Annotated in this window: 25 protein-coding genes; 12 read left to right on the forward strand and 13 right to left on the reverse strand. The window is 40.9% G+C overall.

The window, feature by feature from the left end:
* Nucleotides 1-110: 110 nt before the first annotated feature.
* A complete protein-coding gene (locus G5B43_RS08615; protein WP_165294330.1) occupies nucleotides 111-734 on the forward strand; it encodes a 7-carboxy-7-deazaguanine synthase QueE in 624 nt (207 codons plus the stop codon).
* A 5-nt stretch (nucleotides 735-739) separates the two neighbouring features.
* On the opposite strand, the gene G5B43_RS08620 is transcribed toward G5B43_RS08615, so the two are convergent.
* Together G5B43_RS08620 and G5B43_RS08625 are read right to left on the reverse strand one after the other, a co-directional pair.
* Complete coding sequence (locus G5B43_RS08620) at nucleotides 740-1810, reverse strand: Gfo/Idh/MocA family protein (protein WP_165294331.1); 1071 nt, start codon at nucleotides 1808-1810, stop codon at nucleotides 740-742.
* A 2-nt stretch (nucleotides 1811-1812) separates the two neighbouring features.
* A complete protein-coding gene (locus G5B43_RS08625; RefSeq protein ID WP_165294332.1) occupies nucleotides 1813-3090 on the reverse strand; it encodes a Gfo/Idh/MocA family protein in 1278 nt (425 codons plus the stop codon).
* 66 nt (nucleotides 3091-3156) lie between these two features.
* On the opposite strand from G5B43_RS08625, the gene G5B43_RS08630 reads away from it, so the two are divergent.
* Both G5B43_RS08630 and G5B43_RS08635 read left to right on the forward strand, forming a co-directional pair.
* Nucleotides 3157-4422 carry a DUF819 domain-containing protein gene (locus G5B43_RS08630; RefSeq protein WP_165294333.1) on the forward strand — a complete coding sequence of 422 codons (1266 nt, stop codon included), beginning with the start codon at nucleotides 3157-3159 and terminating at the stop codon, nucleotides 4420-4422.
* A 49-nt stretch (nucleotides 4423-4471) separates the two neighbouring features.
* A complete protein-coding gene (locus G5B43_RS08635; RefSeq protein WP_165294334.1) occupies nucleotides 4472-4915 on the forward strand; it encodes an acyl-CoA thioesterase in 444 nt (147 codons plus the stop codon).
* A gap of 18 nt (nucleotides 4916-4933) precedes the next feature.
* On the opposite strand, the gene G5B43_RS08640 is transcribed toward G5B43_RS08635, so the two are convergent.
* Genes G5B43_RS08640 through G5B43_RS08650 form a run of 3 tightly spaced genes read right to left on the reverse strand, consistent with a single transcriptional unit; the run spans nucleotide 4934 to nucleotide 7946 of the window.
* A complete protein-coding gene (locus G5B43_RS08640) occupies nucleotides 4934-6445 on the reverse strand; it encodes a bifunctional GNAT family N-acetyltransferase/carbon-nitrogen hydrolase family protein (protein WP_165294335.1) in 1512 nt (503 codons plus the stop codon).
* 4 nt (nucleotides 6446-6449) lie between these two features.
* Nucleotides 6450-6776, reverse strand: a complete 327-nt coding sequence (locus tag G5B43_RS08645; protein WP_165294336.1) for a DUF3467 domain-containing protein — start codon at nucleotides 6774-6776, stop codon at nucleotides 6450-6452.
* Nucleotides 6777-6827: 51 nt separating this feature from the next.
* A complete protein-coding gene (locus tag G5B43_RS08650) occupies nucleotides 6828-7946 on the reverse strand; it encodes a M42 family metallopeptidase (RefSeq protein WP_165294337.1) in 1119 nt (372 codons plus the stop codon).
* 275 nt (nucleotides 7947-8221) lie between these two features.
* Here G5B43_RS08650 and lgt point away from each other — a divergent pair, with 275 nt between their 5' ends.
* Nucleotides 8222-9037 (forward strand): prolipoprotein diacylglyceryl transferase, encoded by an 816-nt coding sequence (gene lgt / locus G5B43_RS08655; protein WP_165294338.1) that lies wholly within the window; start codon nucleotides 8222-8224, stop codon nucleotides 9035-9037.
* 18 nt (nucleotides 9038-9055) lie between these two features.
* On the opposite strand, the gene aroQ is transcribed toward lgt, so the two are convergent.
* Nucleotides 9056-9472, reverse strand: a complete 417-nt coding sequence (aroQ, locus tag G5B43_RS08660; RefSeq protein ID WP_165294339.1) for a type II 3-dehydroquinate dehydratase — start codon at nucleotides 9470-9472, stop codon at nucleotides 9056-9058.
* Between the two features lie 37 nt (nucleotides 9473-9509).
* The gene (locus G5B43_RS08665) at nucleotides 9510-11138 is read right to left on the reverse strand and encodes a gliding motility protein RemB (protein ID WP_240904806.1); all 1629 of its coding nucleotides are present in this window, start codon (nucleotides 11136-11138) and stop codon (nucleotides 9510-9512) included.
* Nucleotides 11139-11280: 142 nt separating this feature from the next.
* On the opposite strand from G5B43_RS08665, the gene murI reads away from it, so the two are divergent.
* Nucleotides 11281-12105 (forward strand): glutamate racemase, encoded by an 825-nt coding sequence (murI, locus tag G5B43_RS08670; protein ID WP_165294340.1) that lies wholly within the window; start codon nucleotides 11281-11283, stop codon nucleotides 12103-12105.
* 14 nt (nucleotides 12106-12119) lie between these two features.
* Here murI and G5B43_RS08675 read toward each other — a convergent pair whose 3' ends face one another.
* Both G5B43_RS08675 and G5B43_RS08680 read right to left on the reverse strand, forming a co-directional pair.
* Complete coding sequence (locus tag G5B43_RS08675; protein ID WP_165294341.1) at nucleotides 12120-12539, reverse strand: SufE family protein; 420 nt, start codon at nucleotides 12537-12539, stop codon at nucleotides 12120-12122.
* Between the two features lie 2 nt (nucleotides 12540-12541).
* A complete protein-coding gene (locus G5B43_RS08680; protein WP_165294342.1) occupies nucleotides 12542-13765 on the reverse strand; it encodes a cysteine desulfurase in 1224 nt (407 codons plus the stop codon).
* A 100-nt stretch (nucleotides 13766-13865) separates the two neighbouring features.
* Between G5B43_RS08680 and G5B43_RS08685 the strand changes: the two genes are divergently transcribed.
* The 6 genes from G5B43_RS08685 to G5B43_RS08710 all read left to right on the forward strand — a co-directional run bounded on the left by G5B43_RS08685 (nucleotide 13866) and on the right by G5B43_RS08710 (nucleotide 19795).
* Entirely contained in the window at nucleotides 13866-14861 is a 996-nt protein-coding gene (locus tag G5B43_RS08685; RefSeq protein WP_165294343.1) for an acyl-ACP desaturase, read from the forward strand.
* Nucleotides 14862-14949: 88 nt separating this feature from the next.
* Nucleotides 14950-15408, forward strand: coding sequence for a MarR family winged helix-turn-helix transcriptional regulator (locus G5B43_RS08690; protein WP_165294344.1), 459 nt, complete (start codon nucleotides 14950-14952; stop codon nucleotides 15406-15408).
* Nucleotides 15405-16409, forward strand: coding sequence for an NAD(P)/FAD-dependent oxidoreductase (locus G5B43_RS08695; protein WP_165294345.1), 1005 nt, complete (start codon nucleotides 15405-15407; stop codon nucleotides 16407-16409). Before G5B43_RS08690 ends, G5B43_RS08695 begins: the two co-directional genes overlap by 4 nt.
* On the forward strand, nucleotides 16410-16739 hold the full coding sequence (locus G5B43_RS08700) for a 2Fe-2S iron-sulfur cluster-binding protein (RefSeq protein WP_165294346.1): 330 nt from the start codon (nucleotides 16410-16412) through the stop codon (nucleotides 16737-16739).
* 68 nt (nucleotides 16740-16807) lie between these two features.
* Complete coding sequence (locus G5B43_RS08705; RefSeq protein ID WP_165294347.1) at nucleotides 16808-18121, forward strand: NAD(P)/FAD-dependent oxidoreductase; 1314 nt, start codon at nucleotides 16808-16810, stop codon at nucleotides 18119-18121.
* A gap of 6 nt (nucleotides 18122-18127) precedes the next feature.
* Nucleotides 18128-19795, forward strand: a complete 1668-nt coding sequence (locus tag G5B43_RS08710; protein ID WP_165294348.1) for a DNA polymerase/3'-5' exonuclease PolX — start codon at nucleotides 18128-18130, stop codon at nucleotides 19793-19795.
* 39 nt (nucleotides 19796-19834) lie between these two features.
* Here the strand turns inward: G5B43_RS08710 and G5B43_RS08715 are convergent, their stop codons facing one another.
* The 4 genes from G5B43_RS08715 to G5B43_RS08730 form a co-directional block, all read right to left on the reverse strand.
* Nucleotides 19835-20641 (reverse strand): M48 family metallopeptidase, encoded by an 807-nt coding sequence (locus G5B43_RS08715; protein ID WP_165294349.1) that lies wholly within the window; start codon nucleotides 20639-20641, stop codon nucleotides 19835-19837.
* A gap of 86 nt (nucleotides 20642-20727) precedes the next feature.
* Nucleotides 20728-21375 (reverse strand): glycerol-3-phosphate 1-O-acyltransferase PlsY, encoded by a 648-nt coding sequence (gene plsY, locus G5B43_RS08720; RefSeq protein ID WP_165294350.1) that lies wholly within the window; start codon nucleotides 21373-21375, stop codon nucleotides 20728-20730.
* Between the two features lie 27 nt (nucleotides 21376-21402).
* Complete coding sequence (gene nadC, locus G5B43_RS08725; protein WP_165294351.1) at nucleotides 21403-22257, reverse strand: carboxylating nicotinate-nucleotide diphosphorylase; 855 nt, start codon at nucleotides 22255-22257, stop codon at nucleotides 21403-21405.
* An 82-nt stretch (nucleotides 22258-22339) separates the two neighbouring features.
* Nucleotides 22340-22747: a DUF4783 domain-containing protein gene (locus G5B43_RS08730; protein WP_165294352.1), complete on the reverse strand. Its 408-nt coding sequence runs from the start codon at nucleotides 22745-22747 to the stop codon at nucleotides 22340-22342.
* A 106-nt stretch (nucleotides 22748-22853) separates the two neighbouring features.
* Between G5B43_RS08730 and gpmI the strand changes: the two genes are divergently transcribed.
* Entirely contained in the window at nucleotides 22854-24389 is a 1536-nt protein-coding gene (gene gpmI / locus G5B43_RS08735) for a 2,3-bisphosphoglycerate-independent phosphoglycerate mutase (protein WP_165294353.1), read from the forward strand.
* Nucleotides 24390-24401 lie beyond the last annotated feature (12 nt).

A 24401-nucleotide genomic window follows, 5' to 3' on the forward strand; every position in this document is an offset into this window, starting at 1 on the left:
TATATATAAGAAACGGAAGTCGTTTTTGTATAGGAGACATCTATAGGGAAATACATACATACACGTGTCCGTCTTTTTTTCGTACCTTTGTCCTCTCAAAGGAAAAAGCAATGTCAAATCAAGTTCCGGAAGACGGCACACTACTTCCTCTCATGGAAGAATTCTACACGATACAAGGCGAAGGATACCATACTGGAAAAGCGGCATATTTCATTCGTTTAGGAGGTTGTGATGTGGGATGCCATTGGTGTGACGTCAAAGAAAGTTGGAACGCAGAACTGCACCCACTAACGTCAGCAGATGCCATTATAGAAAATGCAAAAAAATTCCCTGCAAAAACAGTTGTTATTACAGGAGGAGAACCCCTACTCTACAATTTAGACTACCTCACAAAAGGGTTAAAGGAAGCAGGCATACAGACATTTATAGAAACCTCAGGTGCTTATCCGCTATCTGGTTATTGGGATTGGATATGTTTATCTCCAAAAAAATTCAAAGGCCCACGCCCTGATGTGTTGAATGCTGCAGGCGAATTAAAAGTAATTGTTTTCAATAAAAGCGATTTCCAATGGGCAGAAGAACACGCCAGATTTGTCGGCAAAAACTGTAAGCTATATTTACAGCCGGAATGGTCTAAAACCACAGAAATGACACCCCTGATTATTGAATACGTAAAAGATAATCCGCAGTGGGAAATTTCCCTTCAAACGCATAAGTATCTGAATATACCGTAAGCATTTCACAACTTCACCATCCCACCCGTCTTAACGGATTCATCGCAGGCAAAAGCAATTCTTAAACTGTTAACGGCATCTTCCATCGATTTGGACAAATCCAGATCCTCGCGTATTGACTGTAAAAAATGCAATTGCTCCCTGTCGCATAGTTCCTGATGGGATGGCTCATCAGTTAAATCTATCCATTCATCGGGTCTAATAAACTTATTGTTGCTGTCGATATCAGCATAATGCACACGTAAAGATTCTGTTTGGGTATGAGCTTCTACAGAATCAGATTGACCTTTTGCCCCAGCTTTATTAGCGACAATAGAGACCGCACCTTTAGGCCCAATCACATCTTTGACAAAAAAAGCCGTTTCGCTTATCATCGGTCCCCACCCAGCTTCATACCAACCTACAGAGCCATCATCAAAATGAATCTGTAGCTGTCCGTAGTTATAGTTATCCAATGGTATATCATCCGTTAAACGGGCGCCTATAGCAGATACCCGAATGGGGCGAGCTTCCGTCATCTGACACATCACGTCGATATAATGTACACCACAGTCTACAATAGGACTCAAACTCTTCATTAAATTCCGATGTACATCCCACATATATCCCTGACTTTGCTGATTTAAATTCATACGAAACACCAATGGGTTGCCCAATGTTTTTCCTATTTCTATAAATTTGATCCAAGAGGGGTGATAACGAAGAATATAACCAATTACTAACTTCTTACCCGATTCCTTAGCTGCTTGAACCACCCGTTCAGCCCCCACAACACTATCAGCTAACGGCTTTTCGATGAAAACATGTGCTCCGGCCGAAAACGCCTTTAATGCATACTCTTCATGTGTATCGGGATATGTCGCAATACATACCGCGTCCGGTTCTGTTTGGCTCAAAGCATCATCATAATGATCAAATGTCGGATAAGCCGCCTCAAGCATGGTGTTAACACGATGTTTACTATCTCCTCTGGACACCAACCCAACAATCTCAAACCCTGCTAATTTATGATAAGCGGCAGCATGCGATGCTCCCATATTACCACAACCTACAACCAATATCCTTATTTGTTCCATCGCTACGTAAACTTATAATGACCGGGTCTCGGAATTGCTAATTCATCTATTTTCATGTCCCAGTGATAGTCCTCCACAGGTGGCCCCAAAACTTCTTCCGAATGGATAACCTCATCGTAGGACAACGTTCTGCCCGAATATGTTGACAATCTCGCCCAAATCGCCATTAGCGTTGAGGTTATCATGAAATCACCATCATTGATGACTTGCTTCTCTTTTATCGCCTTAAACAGTTCATCATGTTGTGTTTGGTACATATTGTTGAGACGTTCGGTATTATGCCAAGGTTGATCCCCAAAAATCTCATAGTTGGTATTAATTCCGACCTTCATGTATCCCTTTGTTCCCATGGCTTCTACCGTATTGCGTGGTGTTGTTCCATTCTGCTGTCGACCAAAATGGAAACTTCGGAATCCATTTTCGTATTCATATTCAACAGCGAAATGATCATAAACATTTCCATACTTATTCCATGGACGGCTTTGACGCCCACCTGTGGCAGTCACCTTTTGTGGAAGTTCATTATTCAATATCCACGACATATAATCTACACTGTGTATCGTCTGTTCGACAATCATATCACCTGAATATCGTTGGTAATAGTACCAATTTCTTAATTGATAGGCTAAATCATTCCATTCTGGTTGTCTTTCTTTATAACTTAGCTCACCACCGTGGCGAAACGAAGAAATAGCTTTGATTTCTCCGATAGCGCCATCATGCACACGGGAAATAATCTCTCTATTTGGGAAGGAATAGCGGAAGCAAAATCCACTAACCAAACACAATTTCTTTTCTTTTGCCAACTTGATGGCCGCTTCCACTTGGTGGAGTCCAGGTATATCCACGGCCACGGGTTTCTCACAGAAAACATGCTTGCCATGTTTGACGGCCAACGCCAAATGGGCAGGTCTAAAATTCGGCGGTGTGCACAATAACACAACGTCCACTTTCGATTTAATCAGTTTTTCATAAGCGTCAAAACCGAGATAGGAGGTCTTTTCCGTTACGGTTATACGATCACCATACTTTTGTTTTAAAGCTGATAACGTGTTGTTCAGGTTATCTTCAAAAATATCTGCCAACGCGGTTACCTGTACATCGGGATCTGCTGCCAGCGCTTGAAATACCGCTCCTGTTCCTCTTCCTCCACATCCGATCAATCCAACGCGAATGTTTTTTTTCTTTGTTTCTGCAGCGGCTCCAAATATAGGGGTACTCATAGCTGTCGAGCCGATAACCAGTCCGCTATTCTTGATAAAATCTCTACGATTAATCATCTTATGTGTTATGGTTTCAAAAAAGAATATATAAATTCACGAGCAATTTAGCAATTACCACAAAATATGCAAAATGCTATCAGAGAAGTTACACCACTTATCACGGATAATGCCGCTGTACTGGGGTTATTAATGGTCGTCTTAGGTATCGTATTTTATACGGCAAACCTCAAAAATAAATATATAGCAAAGTTTTATTCAGTTATTCCACCGTTGTTACTTTGTTATTTTATTCCTGGGCTGCTTAATTCCGCCAATATTATAGATGGAGAAAATTCTCCCCTTACTGGTATCGGTAGTCGTTTCTTTCTCCCGTCGTGTTTGATTCTTTTTACTTTAAATCTGAATCTGAAAGAAATGTGGAATCTACGCAAACGAGCTGGTTTGATGTTCTTGACCGGCACAGTAGGTATTGTATTGGGTGGACCAATTGCTGTTTGGATTACCTCGCTGTTTGCTCCCCAAATAGTAGGTGGTGCCGGCCCCGATGAAGTATGGCGTGGATTGGGTACACTAGCGGGATCTTGGATTGGCGGAAGTGCGAACCAAGTAGCTCTTAAAGAAATACTACAGCCCTCCCCAAGATTGTTTTCTTCTATCATTGCTGTAGATGTATTTGTTGCCTATATATGGATGGCTTTCCTGCTATATGGAGCAACCAAACAACAAAAATTCAATCAGTTTTTTAATGCAGACGCTTCGGATGTAGAAGCGCTGACCAAAAGGATGGACGAACAACAAAAGACAAACAGCCATATACCCGATACAAAAGATTTTATTATTATGTTATCCCTTGCTTTGGGCGGAACGGGTCTTGCGTCATTATTGGCAGATCCGATAGCGTCATATATGACAATCAACTTCCCTGAATTGGAAAAATTTTCGTTGACCAACAGCTTCTTTTGGATAGTTTTGGTCGCGACGCTGATAGGGATTGCACTCTCCTTTACACCGGCGCGCAAATTGGAAAATGCGGGAGCTTCCAAATTAGGAACAACGCTACTCTATATGTTGATTGTAACGATCGGTATGCAAATGGATATCACAGCTATCTTGGAAAACCCTGGCCTATTTATCGTAGGAATTATTTGGATCAGTATACATGCATTACTTCTACTGTTAGTTGGCACATTGATCAAAGCCCCCTTCTTCTATTTCGCCGTAGGTAGCATGTCGAATGTGGGAGGCGTCGCTTCCGCCACCGTGACCTCGGCAGCTTTTCATCCCTCTCTTGTTTCTGTAGGGGTTATCCTATCCGTATTCAGCTATGCTATTGGCACATACGCCGGATGGTTAACAGCGATACTAATGCAATTGGTTTCTCCTAGCTAGATGTTAGGAGCTGAGGGTTAGGAGATTGAATTACGAATAACAAATACATATGGAACAAAATATCTATTACGAAGGACAGGTGCTTTGGGCTCAATTGGATCCAAACATGCACCTTAGACATTCCGCATATGCTGATTTTTGTGCACAAGCACGGAGCAATATGATGACCCAAGCCGGGCTGTCGCTTGAAGAATTTGCCAAATATCATATCGGTCCTATTTTATTTCGGGAAGAGCTCGTATATTACCGAGAAATCGGACTTAACGAGCGTATATCCGTAAAGGTCGAAATGACAAAGCTTAACCTTAAAAATTTTCGATTCTCTTTTCGTCATGAGATTTACAAAGAGAATGGCATAAAGGCAGCAACCGTGGATATTGACGGCGCTTGGTTAGATCTTCAAAAACGAAAACTAACAACTATTCCCGATACCTGGCATTCCGTTTTCGGTGCTATTCCAAAAGCCGAAAATTATGTAGAAACAACAGAATAATCATAGCGGTGAATCTCCTTATTTCAGGAGATTCACTGCATATAAATCCTTTCTTCTATCCTTCAGTATTTTTACGGTACCATATTCATGCAAATCACGAAGGGCATACAAATCTACATCCGCAATCAACACCATTTCCGTATTCGGCGTAGCTTCTGCTTTGATACCATTGTTGGGAAATGCAAAATCTGATGGAGTAAAAACCGCAGATTGCGAATACTGAATATCCATATTATTCACACGTGGTAAATTTCCGACACAACCGGCTATCGCCACATAACATTCGTTTTCGATAGCTCTCGCTTGGGCACAAGCCCTTACCCGCAAGTAACCATTTTGAGTATCGGTCATATACGGCACAAAAAGTATTTGCATACCTTGGTCGGCCATAATACGACTGACTTCGGGAAATTCCACATCATAACATATCAAAAGGCCGACCTTACCACAATCCGTATCAAACACTTTAATTTCGTTTCCGCCTACCATCCCATAATATTTAAACTCATTGGGCGTGATATGGATCTTTTTATGCACATCTACTTTTCCATTTCGATGACATAAATAGGACGCATTATAAAGTTTTTTATACTCCCTAATAGGCATAGATCCGGCGATGATATTGACATTATAAGACACCGCAAATTCTTGAAGCTTCTCCACAATTTCAGCCGTCAATTCCGAAAGCTTCTCCATGGCAGCGCGCTCCGGCAGATCATTGTATGGGCTCATTAATGGCGTATTGAAAAACTCCGGAAACATGACGAAGTCTGAACCATAGTCACTGACAGCATCTACAAAGAATTCCACTTGATCATAGAAGTCGTTTATATCTTTAAACAGTCGCATCTGCCACTGTACCAACCCCAATCGGATCGTTTGCTTGGAAGTAGAGGAAGATTTCGCATCGGGATCGTAGTAGATATTATCCCATTGCAATAGCGTTGCAAATTCGTTCGACTCTTTATCCTCGGGAAGATAATTCTTCAGAATCTTAGAGACGTGAAAATCATTGGACAATTGAAAAGTGAGTGTCGGATCGAAAATCTCTTTCCGCTTTACTTTTTCAATATAAGTTCGTGGTGTTATTTTATCTGCATAGGCATGGTAGTTCGGTATCCGTCCCCCCGCAACAATTCCTCGGAGGTTCATTTGCTCACAAAGCTCTTTCCTCGCATCATACAAACGTCTACCTAAACGTAGAGATCGAAAGTCAGGGTGTACAAATACTTCTATTCCATAAAGGATATCACCCTCATAATCGTGGGTTGAAAACTTCCCGTCGTCGATAATTTCATAATATTTCTTGTAAATATTGGTTTTCTTCGAATCGATGATCAATGAAAGTGCGCAAGCTACTACACGCCCATCTACTTCCACGCATAATTGCCCTTCCGGAAAAATCTCTATTAGATCGACTATGTTTTCCCTTGTCCACACATCGCCGGTATCTCCACCATAAGCCTTCTCCATGGAGCGCTTCAAATCCTTATAGTCTTCAGTCGTTAAGTTCCTAACCTGTATATCCATGTCCCTACGCTTCTCCTTTTGGGCCTCCGAAATTTAATGGCAGACCCGGTTCACTTGGTTTGATTGCGCCATTGGCTGCTTCAAATCGGTTAATATTATCTTGTAATGCCCCTAACAGACGTTTAGCATGTTCCGGTGTTAAAATAATTCTAGATTTGACCTTTGCTTTCGGCACTCCTGGCATGATACGGATAAAATCCAATACAAATTCAGAGCTTGAGTGCGTGATAATCGCTAAGTTACTATAGATACCTTCTGCGACCTCTTCGCTTAATTCTATACTCAATTCATTATTTTCTGCTTCTTCGCTATTTTGATTCTTCAAGTCCATAAAATTAACGTCTATTTTGGTTCTTTATACTTTTTGATATTCACTTTTCATTTATACGATAAACGATCTAAAATCTTGGCCATCTTCTATTTTGAGCAACACCTCATAAATAAGCCGTATAACATTGTCCAGGTCTTCTTTATGCACCATTTCTACTGTTGTATGCATATATCGCAAAGGTAATGATATTAAGGCTGAAGGAACACCACCGTTGGAATAAGCAAAAGCGTCGGTATCGGTTCCTGTGAAACGAGAAGATGCCTGACGCTGAAACGGAATATCGTTTTCCTTAGCCACATCAATTAGGAGTCTATTCAGGTTGATCTGCACGGCTGGCGCATAAGACAATACTGGGCCTTGGCCACATGCTAAATCGCCCTGCGTAATTTTATTAATCATGGGCGTTTGTGTATCATGCGTTACATCCGTGACGAGGGCGAGATTAGGTTTGATGTAGTATGTAATCATTTCCGCCCCGCGCAGGCCGATTTCTTCCTGTACAGCATTCACGATATAAAGACCGAAAGGTAATTTCTTCTTGTTTTGCTTTAATAAACGTGCTACTTCAGCAATCATAAAACCCCCAGCGCGGTTATCTAATGCGCGCCCTACGTAATAACGGTCATTAAGTACCGTGAATTCATCTTCGTAAGTAACCACGCATCCCACATGGATTCCCATCTCCTCCACCTCTTCTTTAGAAGTCGCACCGCAATCCAAAAAGATATTTTTTAATGTAGGAGCATCCTCCTTCTCACCTGAACGTGTGTGGATAGCCGGCCACCCAAAAACAGCCTTTACCAGACCTTTATCAGTATGGATGTTCACCCGTTTCGAAGGCGCGATCTGATGATCTGATCCACCATTTCGGATCACGTATATAAGCCCTTCTTTCGTAATATAGTTAACAAACCATGATATTTCGTCTGCATGCGCTTCGATGACTACTTTATACGGCGCGTCAGGGTTAATAATACCTACCGCCGTACCATAATTGTCGATATAAGTCTTATCTACATATGGCTTCAGATAATCTAACCATAAGCGTTGCCCCTCCCATTCAAAGCCAGTTGGCGAAGGATTATTGATATATTTTTCAAAAAACTTTAATGATTTATCCGTTACAACAGAAACATGTTTCTTTTTCTCTTTTGTTTTTTTATTTGTCATATTGTTATTCGTTTCTCATGATTACCTTCAATGAGCTGGCAAGCTCGGTTATCTAAAGATGAGCCACCATCACTCATCCTACCAAAGTTAGGAATTTCACCGAAATAGCATAAGAAATTTAGTGCAATATTGATTTTATAAAGGATAATCTTATATTTCCTCCATCATATAGCCCTTGATGGCCGAGGAGAGCGAAATAGATTTATTTTATATGCATATGCTTATATTGCATATAAAAATAAATTTATTTAGGTTTACCGCACAATTGAAGACTTATGCACGCAATATTAAATGTTATCCATTGGAATATAGACCCTATCATTTTTGAAATAGGTTCTTTTGGTCTGCGCTATTACGCGTTATGCTTTTTAGCTGCCTTTGTTGTATCCTATGTCCTTATGTTAAAAATTTTCAAACGAGAAGGTAAAACGCAGGAGTTACTCGACCAATTAAGTATTTATATCTTTTTGGGTACATTGATCGGTGCACGTCTGGGCCACTGTCTTTTCTATGAGTTCGATTATTACAGCAAACATCCGTTGGAAATGATTCTCCCCTTCCGAATGGTCGACGGAAGTTTTCAACTTACGGGATTTCAAGGACTTGCGAGCCATGGTGGTGCCATCGGTATCCTGATCGCACTTTGGCTGTTTTCCCAAAAGACAAAAACGGATTTTATGTGGATTACGGACCGGTTGATTATTGTTGTTCCACTGGCGGGTGCCTTTGTACGCCTGGGTAACTTCTTTAATTCGGAGATTATTGGACTTCCAACTTCGATGCCGTGGGGCGTCGTTTTTGAAAAAGTAGATATGGTAGCCCGCCACCCTGCACAATTGTATGAAGCTATTGCTTATATTGTTATCTTCATTATTTTATGGGCAATGTACCAAAAGAACGCTAAACCAAAAGCAGGTTATTTATTTGGTATATTCTTGGTTTTGCTATTTGGTGCCCGGTTTGTATTGGAATTCTACAAAGAAAACCAAGAAGCCTTTGAAGACACGATGAAGTTCAATATGGGTCAACTATTGAGTATTCCGTTTATGATTGGGGGGCTATACCTTATCTTTCGAAAACAAAAAGTATAAAACAACGGGAATAGAAGTTTATAAAAAACTATCTATTCCCAATTTATAACTATTTAAACCAAAACCACAAATCACCCCTACACAATTTGGAGCAAGATAGGAATGGTGACGGAATGCTTCGCGCTTATGCACATTTGAAATATGTACTTCTACTACAGGGGTGGTAATACCAGCAATAGCATCGCCAATGGCAACTGAGGTATGGGTATAAGCTCCCGCATTGAGCACGACACCATCGTAAGAAAAACCAATCTCATGCAATTTATCGATAATCTCCCCTTCGTGATTGCTTTGGAAATAAGACAGATCAACGGCCAAATACCGTTGCTTCAATTCTTCAAAAAAAGACAGGAAATCTTGACTTCCGTAAATATTTTTTTCTCGTACACCTAATAAATTTAAATTAGGGCCGTTTATGATGATGATCTTCTTCATACACTATCTAAAAGCTGCGCATAAAGATAGCAATATCCTAAATATCTCCATAAAAATTCCGGAATGAAGAACGAAGACCAAAACTAATAACACCGGATTTTTCTGTCGAGGAGCCTTCTATCTTATTATACCGCTGTGCATAGCCTACTTCGAAACGCAGATTATATTTTGGATTCAATACATAAGCCGCTTTTACATCGGCATAGTATAGATCATTTCTAACACCTTGTCCTATAAAGTTACCATGCATATTGGGAATGGTTCTATACGACTGAAAAATATCACCTCCCATGTTTGTCAAATTATCAGGATCAGTGCCATAACGGCTGTACACGCCCTGTATAGAAAAATCTAAACGATCCCAGGAATAATTGGCCATACCAAGTAATTCTCTGAAATTGGCTCCCCTAGGGTGAGCCAATGGTTCCCCGTTATTACTGTAGTTAGAAATGGACACAAAATGTTGATACGTATAAGGTCTTACGACATTGTATTCTGCTAAGAAATTAAGGTTCTGCACCTTAAAGATGTTAAAACCTTTCACCCCCAATTGTGCACCCCATTTGTTATGCGCATATCCATCTCCCCCGAAAAACTCCTTAGCGGTGAACTCTCCCAACAAAAACTGCCCGTAAGCGGTAATGTTATCCCAAACTTTGTATTTAGTATTAAGACCTAAAAACATTTTATCGGGTGACGTCGAGTTGTTAGACTCCACCGGACGTAGGAAAATAATAGGATTAACATAATTAAAATCAAATCCACGATGCCCTGCTTCGTTACGATTGGCCCATACAACAGCTTGAAAAAAGCCAATCGACAAGCGATTTGTGGCATTATAATCTAAATATTGGAAAGCGCCCCATTTAATACCATCGCCAAATCTCCCACCAGAATTAAGCGAATCGATACGTGGATTTCTTGGATCGTTCATATACGCCCATATCGATGTATATTGTACATTCCCTATCTTACCGGTAAATTTCAAATGTGCGTAATTTGAAGAGAAATCTGACAATAACAAAGAACGATAGCCATCTCCAATGTGGTTTTTGTCATACGCTAGAGTGGCTTGAAAATATTCGCTGAAATCATAGGCCAAATTTGCCGTAGCGTACATCCAGTCCTTTTTATTATTTGATAAGTGTTTCGTATTTCCCTGACCGGGAATCACCCCAGCTCTCTCGATATAATCGGTCAGATAGTTAGGAAAAACGCCTTGATTTTCAAAAGCATTCGCATAAAACGTAAATTTATCCTTAATATTTAGCCCTACTTGAACTCCGCGGGTATTCAACCAGGTCGTTCTTTTATCCGCACCAATCATTTCTTTTCCAATCACAAAATCAGGCAGAAAGTCCAAATAAAAGCTATGATCTTCTTTATAAATTTCCACTAAATGCTCATTGAAGATCTTCCGCATAAAAATATTATCCGAGTTCACTTGATTCAAGCTTTGGATAGAATCATACTTGACTAATAAATCCTCTTTAAAAAGAAAAGGTTTGGTAGCAGTATGCATACGTGTATCCGGCGAGTAAAGAAGTTCGTCGTATTTTTGATAGTGCTGATATGAATAAGGTTGATTTTTAACCTGTGCCTTTACATTGGGCATGGTAGTAAACAATACTAACGACACAAAAACAAAAAAGTAATGAAACTTCATAGATGAAAATATATTATATGTTGTTCTTCCTAACAATTACTATTCCTAATTTTATTTCTGCACCAAAGGTAATGATATTATAGTTGGAAAACTTATAAAGAAAAACCATCTTTGCGTAACAAGAGAAGGTGGTAGAGAGACCATGACAGATACAGCAAAACAAGGCCCAATTGGCATATTCGACTCCGGTTTCGGGGGATTAACCGTATTTCAAAAAATCAGGGATACGCTTCCTTTGTACGATTACATCTATTTAGGAGATAATGCGCGCGTTCCTTACGGTACACGTTCATTTGAAGAGGTCTACGATTTCACAAGAGCCTGTGTATTTAAATTGTTTGAATTGGGATGTAATCTCGTTATCCTAGCTTGTAACACTGCTTCCGCAAAGGCTTTGCGAACTATTCAACAAAACGATCTTCCTCCAGGAAAGAAAGTACTCGGCGTTATTCGTCCCACAACAGAATCCATCCACCAGTATACGAAAACGAACGAAGTCGGTGTGCTTGCAACACAGGGGACGGTTTTATCCGAATCCTATAAAATAGAAATCACAAAATTCCACCCGGAAATAAAAGTGTATCAACACGCCTGCCCATTATGGGTGCCGCTTGTTGAAAGAAATGAAATAGAAGGGGTAATAACCAGTGAAATTATCAAAAAAGACATCCAAAGCATACTTGAACAAAGCTCCAATATTGACACACTTATTCTTGCCTGCACACATTACCCTTTATTATTACCTCTTATACGTCAACATACCCCTTCCCATGTAAAAATCTTGCCGCAAGGTGAATTGATAGCCAAAAGTTTGGTCGATTATTTAAATCGCCACCCCGAAGTGGAGAAAATCTGTTCCAAAAAAGGTGGTATGCAGTTTTTTACAACGGATAATCCTGTCGATTTTGAAGAGAAGGCGGCGATATTTTTTGGAGAAAAAGTACAGGCTCAACACATCCTCGTCTAGATACAAAAAGAATATTAAGCCCTCATTTGCAATGCTACGGCATACAATTTCATTTGTTTTACCATGGATAACAAACCGTTTGCACGTGTGGGTGAAAGATGCTCCTTCAATCCGATTTTGTCAATAAAATAAAGATCCGCCTGTGCAATCTCCTGCGGCGTATGTCCAGAAAGCACTTTTACCATCAAACTTACCAAGCCTTTTGTTATAACCGCATCGCTATCTGCTGTAAAATATACTTTTCCGTCCCGCATTTCTGGATACAACCACACCTTTGACTGGCATCCTTTAATAATATAATCGTCTTTTTTATACTCCTCTTTTATCAGAGGAACTTCTTTCCCCAATTGGATGATGTATTCATATTTTTCCATCCAATCCTGATAAAAAGAAAAATCTTCAATAAGTTCGTCTTGTATTTCGTTTATCGTCATCTTTATGCCAACATATTTAATGCTCTTTGCAAGCCGTCTATTAAGATATCCACCTCTTCTTTCGTATTATACATCGCCAATGAGACACGCACCGTTCCGGGTATATCAAAAGCATTCATAACAGGTTGCGCACAGTGATGCCCCGTTCTCACAGCCACACCCAATTTGTCGAGTATGACACCAATATCATAAGGATGCACACCATCCACAACAAAAGAAATAACGGAAGATTTTTGTTTTGCTGTACCTATAAAACGGATTCCGTCAATCTCCGACAAGCGCGATGTCGCGTAATCCAAAAGCTCATCTTCATAAGCCTTGATCGCATCCAAGCCGATACCTTCGATATAATCTATTGCATCACCCAGACAAATTCCCGCTTCAATATTGGGTGTTCCTGCCTCAAACTTAAACGGTAATTCATTATAGGTTGTTTTTTCAAAGGTTACATCCTTAATCATATCGCCACCACCTTGATAAGGCGGCATTTTATTTAATAGTTCTTCTTTCCCATACAATACGCCAACTCCAGTTGGACCATACATTTTATGTCCTGAAAACGCAAAGAAATCCACATCAAGTGCTTGTACGTCTATGGCTAGATGCTGTATCGCTTGCGCACCATCAATCAGTACGGGTACATCATGCTCATGCGCGATATCAATCATCTCTTTTGCAGGATTTATCGTACCCAATGCATTGGACACATACGTGAAAGAGACGAGTTTCGTCCGTTCCGAAAACAACGATTTATACGCTTCAAGATCCAACTCTCCCCTATCATCCATAGGGATAATACGAAGCTTGCAACCTTTTTCATCGCAAAGCATTTGCCAAGGCACGATATTCGAATGGTGTTCCATAGCAGAAATGATAACTTCATCTCCTGCATTTATAAATGCACGACCATAGCATGAAGCAACAATATTGATTGCCTCGGTTGTTCCCTTGGTGATGATGATTTCGTGCTCATGTTCTGCATGAATGAATGCCTGCACTTTACGGCGTGTTACTTCGAAAGCATCGGTGGAAATCTGGCTCAAATAGTGTACGCCACGATGTACATTGCTGTTCATATCGGCATAATAACGTGTAATAGCTTCAATAACCTGTTTCGGTTTTTGTGTCGTTGCACCATTATCAAAATAAACCAATGGTCTACCATTCACTTCCCTGGCTAAAATCGGAAAATCCGCTCGTATCTTCTCTATATCAAATGTTCTCAATCTTTGTACTCCTTAAATATCCTACAAAGTTAGTATATTAAGCACGAAAACACGTCAAGAGGATGTATTTTATTCTCAATTAATTATCTTTGTATAAGATATGCAAGAATTACCATTAAATATCCCTGAGGGCTCGAGAAAAGAGGTTATGGCATATTTAGAACCGTTCATGTTAAATGAAATGAGCGAGTATCTAAAGCCAGTAGAAGAAATGTGGCAACCTGCCGATTTTTTACCAGATGCTTCACGCGATACTTTTTTCGACGAAGTGCGGGACCTGCAGGAAAGTGCAAAAGAGCTTCCTTATGATTTAGTAGCCGTGCTTATTGGCGATACAATCACCGAAGAGGCACTCCCCACCTATGAGTCATGGTTGACTATGGTGGAGGATGTCGAGAAAAATGAGCAGGGCGGATGGATGAAGTGGGTAAGAGCGTGGACTGCAGAAGAAAATCGTCACGGCGATTTGCTGAACAAATATTTATATTTATCAGGGCGCATAGATATGCGGCAATTTGAAATATCAACCCAGTATTTAATACAAGATGGCTTTGATATCGGTACAGGAGCCGATCCCTATCGTAATTTTATCTATACTTCATTCCAGGAGCTGGCCACTAATGTATCACACCGTCGGGTAGCCGGCATTTCAAAAAAGTCCGGTGATAAACTATTGGCTAAGATGTGTGGAGTCATCGCAGCTGATGAAGCTCGGCATGCCAAAGCTTATATGTCGTTTATATCACATGCCTTGAAAGTCGATCCAAGTGAGGTCATGATAGCTTTCGAAGATATGATGCGTAAAAAGATCGTCATGCCCGCCCATTTCCTACGGGAAGCAGGCGAGCCACAAGGTGAAGCATTTGCACACTTCTCCGATGCGGCGCAACGCATAGAAGTATACACAGCCTTAGATTATGTTGATATCCTTCGAGACCTTAACCGCGAATGGGCTATCGACAAAGTAACTGACTTAAACGAAAAAGGAGAAAAAGCGCGAGACTATCTCATGAAACTGCCCGATCGCCTCACGAGGTTGGCGGAAAGAATAAAGATTCCCGAAATTCAATATAAGTTTAAATGGATTCATGAGTAATATCGAAAAAGGCTTGGTCAAAATCCCAAGCCTTTTTTTGTAGTGTATTAATCTTTTTGTAAATTTACTTGTCACACTAATAATTGCTATGCAAAAAGAACAATATACACAGTATTCATTCCTCCTGGACCGTACAGCCAGACGAGTAAAACAGTATGCACAGACTTCTTTTTCAGAACAGGCGTTTGATATCACTATTGATCAATGGTCGATCCTGAAAGTCTTATATAATGAAGACCCCATGACGCATAAGGAGTTGGCTGAAAAAACAGGAAAGGATCAGCCTACATTAACCCGTATTGTTGATATTATCATTAAAAAAGAATTGGTGGAACGTGTGGGGCATCCAGAAGATAGGCGATGTTTACTTGTACAACTTACAACAAAGGGCAAAAAGAAAGTAAAAGAACTCTCTCCGGAGATTGCCCAAATCCGCATGAAAGCTTGGGAAAACCTTTCCGAGGAGGATTTTAAAAATTTCACCAGGATACTGAATACGATATATGATAATTTGAATATTCACGAAAAGCAAAAAGAAAAATTATGATCAAAACAGATATATGCATTATAGGCGCAGGCCCTGTTGGATTATTCGCCGTATTCGAAGCCGGCTTATTAAAAATGAGGTGCCATTTAATAGATGTATTGCCTCAAGTTGGTGGACAGCTTTCGGAAATATATCCGCATAAGCCGATCTATGATATTCCGGGCTACCCGAGTATTAAAGCCCAAGAGCTTATCGATAAACAAATGGAACAAATTGCACCTTTCCAACCTACATTCACGCTAGGGGAACGCGTAGAAAGTTTGCAAAAGCAAGACGACGGTTCTTATCATGTGTTCGGTTCCGATGGTACCGTCATCCATTGCCAAGTGGTCGTCATTGCGGGCGGATTAGGTTGCTTTGAACCGCGTAAGCCTGACCTAGTCAATTTAGAGCTTTATGAAAAATCTCATGTGCATTATATGGTCAAAGATCCGGAGCGTTTCCGCGATAGACGTGTCGTGATCGCCGGAGGTGGCGATTCTGCGCTCGACTGGACCGTCTACCTTGCCAATGTCGCAAAAGAGGTGACGCTGGTACATCGCAATGATTCTTTCCGAGGTGCCCCCGATTCGGCGGATAAAGTCTATCGGCTCGCACAAGAGGGAAAAATAAACCTGCTTTTGTCCCATAATCTGGTTTCCCTCAGTGGAAATGGTCATTTGGAACACATCCACCTGACCAACAAGCAGAAGGAGGACATTGCCGTGCCTACGGAAGACTTCATTCCACTATATGGATTAAGTCCAAAATTGGGGCCAATTGCGGAATGGGGGTTAAATATCGATAAGAATGCAATACAGGTCGATACCTTTGATTATGCCACCAATATAGAGCGCATTTATGCAATCGGCGATATCAACACGTATCCCGGAAAACTTAAATTAATCCTGTGCGGATACCACGAAGCTTCTTTGATGTGCCAAAGCGCGTTCAAATATGTTTATCCAAATCAAAAGTTAAGTTTTAAATACACCACCGTAAACGGTGTCAACGCATTTTAAATGGAAAATATAATCAACATTACCGTCGAAGATCGCGATGGAACCACGCAGACCATCGAAGTTCCTACAGATATTAATTTAAGTCTGATGGAAATCCTGAAAGCTTCCGATTATAATATTCTAGCGACGTGCGGAGGCATGGCATTATGTGCTACCTGCCACATACAGGTACTAGATGGCGGCGACCGACTTCCAGAAGCTACCGACCAGGAGCTCGACATGTTGGATACACTACCAGATGCAGACATGGAAAGCAGGCTAGCCTGTCAATTGAATCTCACCAATAACGACGATGGATTGAAAGTAAAAATCAAAGGAGCAGTACAATAACAAATCGCAGAAATTTTTACGCTATGTTTTCGTACTTTTGCCCCAAAATAGAACAAAATTAGTTTATCATGTTATTAAATCGATCTGAAAGAAGCTTTCCGAGAGTCATTATCATCGGAGGCGGTTTTGGCGGAGTCGAAGTTGCCAGAAGCTTAAAAGACAAGGAAGTCGAAGTGTTGTTGATCGACAGGAATAACTTCCATACTTTTCAGCCGTTGATGTATCAAGTCGCTACCGGAACATTAGCGGCGGATGCCATCTCCTTCCCTATCCGTAAAATGTTCAAATCACAGCAGAACTTCCGATTTAGAATGGCTGATGTTACCGAAATCGACCGTACGCAGAAGATCGTTAAAACATCGGTCGGCGACTATGATTATGATTATCTGGTCATTGCGACAGGTGCTACATCCAATTTCTTCGGCAACAAACAAGTAGAAAAATATGCCCTTCCTATGAAAAGCATTCATGAGGCTTTAAATATTCGAAGCTATGTTTTACAAAACCTGGAGGAGGCCGTGCTTCGCAAAAACTATCATGACCGGGAGCGCTTTCTTAATTTCGTTGTCGTAGGCGGTGGTCCCACGGGCGTCGAACTTTCCGGCGCTATTGCCGAAATTCAGCTACACATGCTCAAAAAAGATTACCCCGAGTTATCCAAAAATGAAATGAAAGTATATCTCGTAGAAGGTACAGGAAAAATCTTGGCAGCATTGTCAGAAAAATCTTCACAGGACGCCGAACGTTATCTACGAGATCTTGGCGTAAATGTATTACTCAATGCACAGGTAACCGGTTACGATGGCGACACGATTACATTTTCTAATGGAGAAAGCATCCCAACGAAAACAGTGATTTGGGGAGCTGGTGTAATGGGGCAATTTCCGACAGGGATACATCCCGAAATCATTCAGCGTGGTAACCGTATCCAAACAGATGGGCAGTGTCGCGTGAGTGGAATGGAAAACGTCTATGCTATCGGCGATGTTGCAGCGATGATTACAGAAGATACTCCTAGAGGGCTTCCGGGTGTAGCGCCCGCTGCACAACAACAAGGCGCATACGTGGCCAAGCATATCCTAAAAAGCATGAACAATCAACAGGTTGCTGATTTTAAATATTTTGATAAAGGCTCTATGGCCACTATTGGAAGAAATAAAGCCGTAGTCGATATGGGCCGTTTCCACATGAAAGGATTTTTAGCTTGGCTCACTTGGATGTTTGTCCATCTGGTCTCTATTTTTGGATTTAGAAACAAATTGGTGACCTTTGTTAACTGGACAATTAAATTTTTCACAAAAAACAGCGGTATCCGCCTGATCATCAATAAATACAAGCGTCCAGATGTCGAAAAGGAAACAGAACTCGAATATCATTCATAAATAATCATGGAAAACAAAGCCATAGCCAAAATTTTTAAATTATATAGTCAACTCATGGAGTTGTTCAACGAAAACCCGTTTCGAACAAAAGCTATGGCTTCTGCCTCCTTCAAAATCGATAAATTGCCTTTTCCCGCAGCAGGTGCTACGATAGACCAGCTCAGTACACAACCGGGCATTGGCAAAAGCACAGGCGAAAGAATTATGTTGATTCTAGAGTCGGGATCATTCCCCGAATTGGACAACCTTATTGCACAGACTCCACCAGGCGTTATGGCCATGCTTACGATAAAAGGGCTCGGACCGAAAAAAGTCCGGTCTATCTGGAAAGATCTAGGTATAGAATCGATTGGAGAGCTTCTGTATGCCTGCAACGAAAACCGATTAATGGAAGCCAAAGGCTTTGGCTTGAAAACACAGGAAGAAATTCGTAAATCCATCGAATTTTCCAACGCAAATCAAGGATTATTCTTGTATGCAAAGGTAGAGAAAATTGCGACAGTCCTACTAGGAAACCTCGTCAGCCGTTTTCCCGAGAAACAGCATATTTTTACGGGAGAAATTAGACGAAAATGTGAGATCATTGCGTCGGTTGATATCTTGACGACCTGTAGTATTTCAGAAATACGGTCTTTTTTAGAAGATACGCTGGTATACACGGCCGAAGAATATCAAGATGCTGCTGTTCAATTAACCGATGAACTGGGAGTCCGCTATCGTATACAATCCACATCCGAAGAACGTTTTGCTATCGATTTGTTGCTTACGACAGGGAGTGAAACACATATAAAAGAACTACAAACTATTCAAGCAAACTTACCAACTTTTTCATCTGAAGAAGCAATCTATGAGGTGCTTGGGTTATCATATATCGAGCCCGAACTAAGAGAAGGTTCAGGAGAAGTCAATTGGGCGGAAAATGGAGAGCTGCCTAAGCTTATTACATATGCCGACTTAAAAGGTACATTGCACAATCACTCGACCTATAGCGATGGTGTGCATTCGCTGGAACAGATGGCGATGTACTGCAAAGATGAACTGGGGTTGAGCTATTTGGGAATCTGCGATCACTCTAAGACAGCCGTTTATGCGAGTGGTCTTAGTATAGAACGCGTAAAAGAACAATGGATAGAAATCGACCGGTTAAACGATAAATTAGCTCCTTTTCGAATTTTCAGAGGAATAGAATCGGATATTCTCTCCGACGGCAGTCTGGATTACCCAGACGATATCCTTGCAAAATTTGATTTTGTTGTTGCTTCTATCCACAGCAATTTGCGCATGGACAAAGAAAAAGCTACCCAACGATTAATTACCGCGATTGAAAATCCATATACCACTATTCTCGGACATCCGACGGGTCGTTTGCTCCTTAGTAGACCCGGCTATCCGATTGATTACAAAAAGGTAATAGACGCCTGTAAGGCTAATCGGGTGGTGATCGAAATTAATGCCAATCCATTACGGCTCGACCTCGATTGGCGTTGGCAACGATATGCGTTGGAAAAAGGTGTGTTATTATCCATTAATCCCGATGCCCACCGCACCGAAGGTTTAACGGATATGCAATATGGTGTATATGTAGCACGAAAAGGCGGATTATCTCCTGAACGCTGTCTTAATGCGTTTTCTCTTGAGGAGATCGAACAGTATTTTGCAGAGAAGAAAAGATAAAAGAAAGGGCCCGTATAATTACGAGCCCTTTCCTTTCTTTTATTTTTTATAATACTGCATCGCTTGGGGGATGAGCTTCTGAATATCAGCAACCCGTCTCGCATCGCTAGGGTGCGTGCTTAAAAATTCCGGTGTGGAATTGGCTTTTGATTTCGCCGCAGCCATGCGTTCCCAAAAAGATACCGCATGTTGTGGGTTATATCCCGCCATTGCCATGAACATCAAACCAAGCTGATCAGCTTCCGACTCGTTACCACGTGAATATTTCAATAATGCCAGTTGACCTCCGATACCGTAAGCATTGTTTACCAATCCTTGCACAATAGAGCTCTTTCCTGAAGTTGCGACACCTAACACCTGCGCACCAACCTGTAAAGCATACTGATTGGACATCTGTTCCATAGAATGGCGAGCTATTGCGTGTGCAATCTCGTGCCCCATGACGGTTGCCAAACCATCTTCATTAGCGGTAAACGGTAGAATACCGGTATAAACCGCCACTTTGCCTCCGGGCATACACCAAGCATTCACATCCCCACTTTGCACCAAATTAAATTCCCAATTGAAATTAAACTGATTGGATAGACCTTCCGCCTTCAAATACTGGTTTACAGCTGATGCAATTCTATTACCCACTTTTTTCACCAATGTTGCATTCGATGTCCCAGTGACTACTTTGGTATTCGGATTGCTCAAGAATTCCTTGTATGCTACAGCAGCCTGCTGCTGTATTTGGTCGTCACTTACAAGCGACAACTGCTTCCTACCCGACAATGGCACAGTTGAACACGCTGCCATAATCGCTATAATAGCCGCAAGAGAAGTATATTTAAAAATCTTTTTCATAATAATATAAGCTTATTCGCAAACTTATAAAAACAATACAAATCCTATGCCTAAAACTTTAGGATTGCCAATTTTTGGCTACAAAACTAACCCTTCTTTTTCTTAAACAAATAAATCTTGGATTCATGTCCCTTTAAGAGCCTTTCAATATTTTTCTGATGCGTTACCAATATCAATGCACAGATGGCTATTCCATATAACAAAACCGCAGGAACGGATGTATGGAAAATAAACGCAATACTGAATGGAAATGTAAATCCTGCAAGTATGGAACTTAGCGACACATAATGTGTGATAATCAACGTTAACAAAAAGACACTTACACAACATAACGCCGCCTCAGGATGGATAGCAATCACCATCCCGAATAGTGTTGCAACACCTTTGCCACCTCGAAAACCCGCGAAGATAGGGAAAAGATGCCCCAATACGGCAATAACGCCAAGCGCTAATTGGAAGTTAACAAATTGAACAGAACTTGGTATACCTACAACAGCAGAATCCAAAAGATAAGGTAAATTGGTTGCTGTCCAGCCTTTGAATATATCTACAAACATGACAATCGACCCAGCTCTTTTACCTAAAACCCGAAAAGTATTGGTTGCCCCTGCGTTCCCGCTTCCATATTCCCGCACATCTACTCCATAGAAAGCCTCACCGAACCATACCGCAGATGGGATGGAACCAAACAGATAAGCTAAGATAACTATGCCTATTAGATAAATCGAAATCATATATTAATTTAAGCTTCTTAAAGATAACTATACAATTTTAGCTTTTAAGCTTAAATCCAAACTTTTTACGGAATGGGTTAATGCCCCCACCGAAATATAATCAACCCCAGTTAACGCATAGTCGCGGATTGTTTCGAATGTAATCCCGCCAGAGGCCTCTGTTACCAAACGACCATCCACCATCTGTACTGCCTTCTCTACATCATTGGGGGTAAAATTGTCAAACATGACACGGTCTACATATTCATTAGACAATACATCTTCCAGTTCTTGAAAGCTCCGCACCTCTATTTCGATAGGAATAGATAATCCTCTCGTAGTTCGATAACTGTGGGCACGAATTAAAGCATTGGAAATGCCCCCAGCATAGTCGACATGATTATCTTTGATGAGAATCATATCGTAAAGTCCAAATCTATGGTTAGCCCCTCCTCCGATACGCACAGCTTCTTTCTCCAAAAAGCGTAGCAATGGTGTCGTTTTCCTCGTATCCAACACCTTCGCTTTTGTTCCATCTAATTGTTTAGCATATAGCCTAGTTCGCGTGGCAATCCCGGACATGCGTTGCATCACATTCAATACCAGTCGTTCAGCCTTTAATATGCTATGTACACTCCCTTGCACAAAAAAAGCTATATCCTCTGGCTTGACCTCCATACCATCTTCCAATGCTATATCAATCTGCAAATCAGGATCTATAATATGGAAGATATCTTTTGCTACGTTGATCCCAGCTAAAATACCCGTATCTTTTACAAGCAGCTTTGCTTCTCCCCTTACGTTTTCTTGGATAGTGGACAAGGAAGTATGGTCGCCATTACCTACATCTTCTTGCAGTGCTAACGCCACAAACTGCTCCAGTTTACTCAACTCAACTGCCATTTATTCGAATTAAATTAATAAGCGAAGATGACAAAAATATATTTTAATATAAAATCCTATATCAACTTTTAACAGCTTATCTCTACTCAATTCGTATTTCAGCAACCTTAAAATCCTTATTGTTAGACTGTATAAATTTTATGAATACCCGATAGTTTTTTGAATTGGCTTTCAAGGAAAAAACAACGAACGAGGTAGTTGAATTGTTAGCACGCTGTAGTTCTTTCAGTCCATCCACTTTATTTGTTCGAAAAAAATCATTTAATAACAGCTCTGCTTGAAATTTAGTGAAAGCCCCTTCGTCCCGTTGTACGGAAAGATTGACGCTGTTATCAAAAATAGTTGACAACTTCTTTGCGTTACCCTCCCTTAGGGCAGCTGATGCATCTTTCACCACATCATCGAAGGAGGTATTCATCGCGAATGCCGACATACCTGCGACACACCAGAACACGATAACAGCATACTTAAACACCTTTTTATACCTCATAAATTCTATTTCCATTTCTGTCCGAGAACCTACTAAAACTATGCCAATACGCGTGTTTAAAGTTATGACTTATTGCCATTGTTCTATAAAATAAATATATTTGTATGTGAGCAATTCAGAAAACAAAAGAGTAGCGCTACTAATCTTAGATGGTTTAGGCTACGGTAAAGACGATAATTCAAACGCTGTACGCGCAGCGAAAACTCCATTTCTAGATCATTTATTAACCACTTATCCAAATTCTCGGTTAGAAGCATCCGGAGAAGCTGTCGGGCTTCCAGAAGGACAAATGGGTAATTCAGAAGTAGGCCATATGAATCTCGGCGGCGGCCGTATTGTGTATCAGGAACTTGGACGGATAAACAAAGCAGCAAATGAAGGAGAATTCAACTCGAACCCCGTGATTAAGGGGGCTTTTGAATATGCTAAAACAAAAGGAAAAAAGGTACACTTTATCGGATTATTGTCCGACGGCGGTGTACACGCACATATTCATCACTTGAAAGCACTTTGTGATGCTGCACAGCAAAACGGACTTCAGCAAGATCAAGTATTTATCCATGCTTTTATGGATGGACGCGACACCGATCCCAAAGGCGGACTAGGTTATATAGAAGATTTACAAAACCATTTAACACACTCTACCGGAACCATTGCAAGTGCTATCGGACGCTATTATGCCATGGATAGAGATAATCGATGGGAACGTGTCAAGGAAACGTATGATCTCCTGACAAAAGGAACCGGCACACCTACAACAGACGTAAAACAAGCAATCAAGGAGTCCTATAACGATGGAATAACAGACGAATTCATCAAACCCATCGTGGTAACCGACGCAGATGGAAAGCCACTGGCAACCGTCCAAGAAGACGATGTCGTATTCTGTTATAATTTCCGTACAGACCGGGGTCGTGAGATCACGATAGCTTTGACACAGGAGACTTTCCCAAAATACGACATGCAACCCCTGTCGTTATATTATGTAACGATGACCTCCTATGACGAAACATTTAAAAATGTCCACGTCGTGTTCCAGAAAGAAAATTTGACGAATACATTGGGAGAAGTATTAAGCCGTCAAAATAAAACGCAAGTTCGTATCGCTGAAACAGAAAAGTACCCTCACGTTACCTTTTTCTTTTCCGGAGGTCGCGAAGAAGAATTTCCGGGCGAACGGCGTTTGCTTATTCCTTCCCCGAAGGTGGCAACCTATGATCTCCAGCCCGAAATGAGCGCAGAAGGTATTACAACGGCGATCTGCAATGATATAATAGAAAATAAACCAGATTTTATTTGTTTAAACTTTGCCAACCCTGATATGGTGGGACATACCGGAGTCTTTAGTGCTGTCGTAAAGGCTGTTGAAACCGTAGATGCCTGCACAAAAAAAGTAGTGGAAACGGGGCTAGAAAATGGTTACTCGTTTATTATCTTGGCCGATCATGGGAACTCTGAGTTTATGATCAATGAAGACGGTTCCGTAAATACAGCTCATACGACCAACCTTGTACCTTGTATCTTGATAGATAAGGATTATCAACAAGTTAAAGATGGAAAATTAGGTGATATCGCCCCTACTGTGTTAAAATTATTAGGTGCCGACATTCCAGCAGATATGAATGGTGATGTATTGGTATAAAAAGAAGAACAC

Source organism: Sphingobacterium sp. SGR-19 (assembly GCF_011043555.1).
Taxonomy (GTDB): Bacteria; Bacteroidota; Bacteroidia; order Sphingobacteriales; family Sphingobacteriaceae; genus Sphingobacterium.

Bases quoted from the DNA above. Each gene is read 5' to 3' on its own strand.
- G5B43_RS08695 (WP_165294345.1), top strand. From the start codon at position 15,405: ATGATCAAAACAGATATATGCATTATAGGCGCAGGCCCTGTTGGATTA.
- G5B43_RS08690 (WP_165294344.1), top strand. From the start codon at position 14,950: ATGCAAAAAGAACAATATACACAGTATTCATTCCTCCTGGACCGTACA.
- G5B43_RS08615 (WP_165294330.1), top strand. From the start codon at position 111: ATGTCAAATCAAGTTCCGGAAGACGGCACACTACTTCCTCTCATGGAA.
- nadC (WP_165294351.1), bottom strand. From the start codon at position 22,257: ATGGCAGTTGAGTTGAGTAAACTGGAGCAGTTTGTGGCGTTAGCACTG.
- G5B43_RS08730 (WP_165294352.1), bottom strand. From the start codon at position 22,747: ATGAGGTATAAAAAGGTGTTTAAGTATGCTGTTATCGTGTTCTGGTGT.
- G5B43_RS08630 (WP_165294333.1), top strand. From the start codon at position 3,157: ATGCAAAATGCTATCAGAGAAGTTACACCACTTATCACGGATAATGCC.
- G5B43_RS08685 (WP_165294343.1), top strand. From the start codon at position 13,866: ATGCAAGAATTACCATTAAATATCCCTGAGGGCTCGAGAAAAGAGGTT.
- G5B43_RS08710 (WP_165294348.1), top strand. From the start codon at position 18,128: ATGGAAAACAAAGCCATAGCCAAAATTTTTAAATTATATAGTCAACTC.
- plsY (WP_165294350.1), bottom strand. From the start codon at position 21,375: ATGATTTCGATTTATCTAATAGGCATAGTTATCTTAGCTTATCTGTTT.
- G5B43_RS08705 (WP_165294347.1), top strand. From the start codon at position 16,808: ATGTTATTAAATCGATCTGAAAGAAGCTTTCCGAGAGTCATTATCATC.
- G5B43_RS08625 (WP_165294332.1), bottom strand. From the start codon at position 3,090: ATGATTAATCGTAGAGATTTTATCAAGAATAGCGGACTGGTTATCGGC.
- aroQ (WP_165294339.1), bottom strand. From the start codon at position 9,472: ATGAAGAAGATCATCATCATAAACGGCCCTAATTTAAATTTATTAGGT.
- G5B43_RS08675 (WP_165294341.1), bottom strand. From the start codon at position 12,539: ATGACGATAAACGAAATACAAGACGAACTTATTGAAGATTTTTCTTTT.
- G5B43_RS08640 (WP_165294335.1), bottom strand. From the start codon at position 6,445: ATGGATATACAGGTTAGGAACTTAACGACTGAAGACTATAAGGATTTG.
- G5B43_RS08700 (WP_165294346.1), top strand. From the start codon at position 16,410: ATGGAAAATATAATCAACATTACCGTCGAAGATCGCGATGGAACCACG.
- G5B43_RS08635 (WP_165294334.1), top strand. From the start codon at position 4,472: ATGGAACAAAATATCTATTACGAAGGACAGGTGCTTTGGGCTCAATTG.
- G5B43_RS08715 (WP_165294349.1), bottom strand. From the start codon at position 20,641: ATGAAAAAGATTTTTAAATATACTTCTCTTGCGGCTATTATAGCGATT.
- G5B43_RS08650 (WP_165294337.1), bottom strand. From the start codon at position 7,946: ATGACAAATAAAAAAACAAAAGAGAAAAAGAAACATGTTTCTGTTGTA.
- murI (WP_165294340.1), top strand. From the start codon at position 11,281: ATGACAGATACAGCAAAACAAGGCCCAATTGGCATATTCGACTCCGGT.
- lgt (WP_165294338.1), top strand. From the start codon at position 8,222: ATGCACGCAATATTAAATGTTATCCATTGGAATATAGACCCTATCATT.
- G5B43_RS08665 (WP_240904806.1), bottom strand. From the start codon at position 11,138: ATGAAGTTTCATTACTTTTTTGTTTTTGTGTCGTTAGTATTGTTTACT.
- G5B43_RS08645 (WP_165294336.1), bottom strand. From the start codon at position 6,776: ATGGACTTGAAGAATCAAAATAGCGAAGAAGCAGAAAATAATGAATTG.
- G5B43_RS08620 (WP_165294331.1), bottom strand. From the start codon at position 1,810: ATGGAACAAATAAGGATATTGGTTGTAGGTTGTGGTAATATGGGAGCA.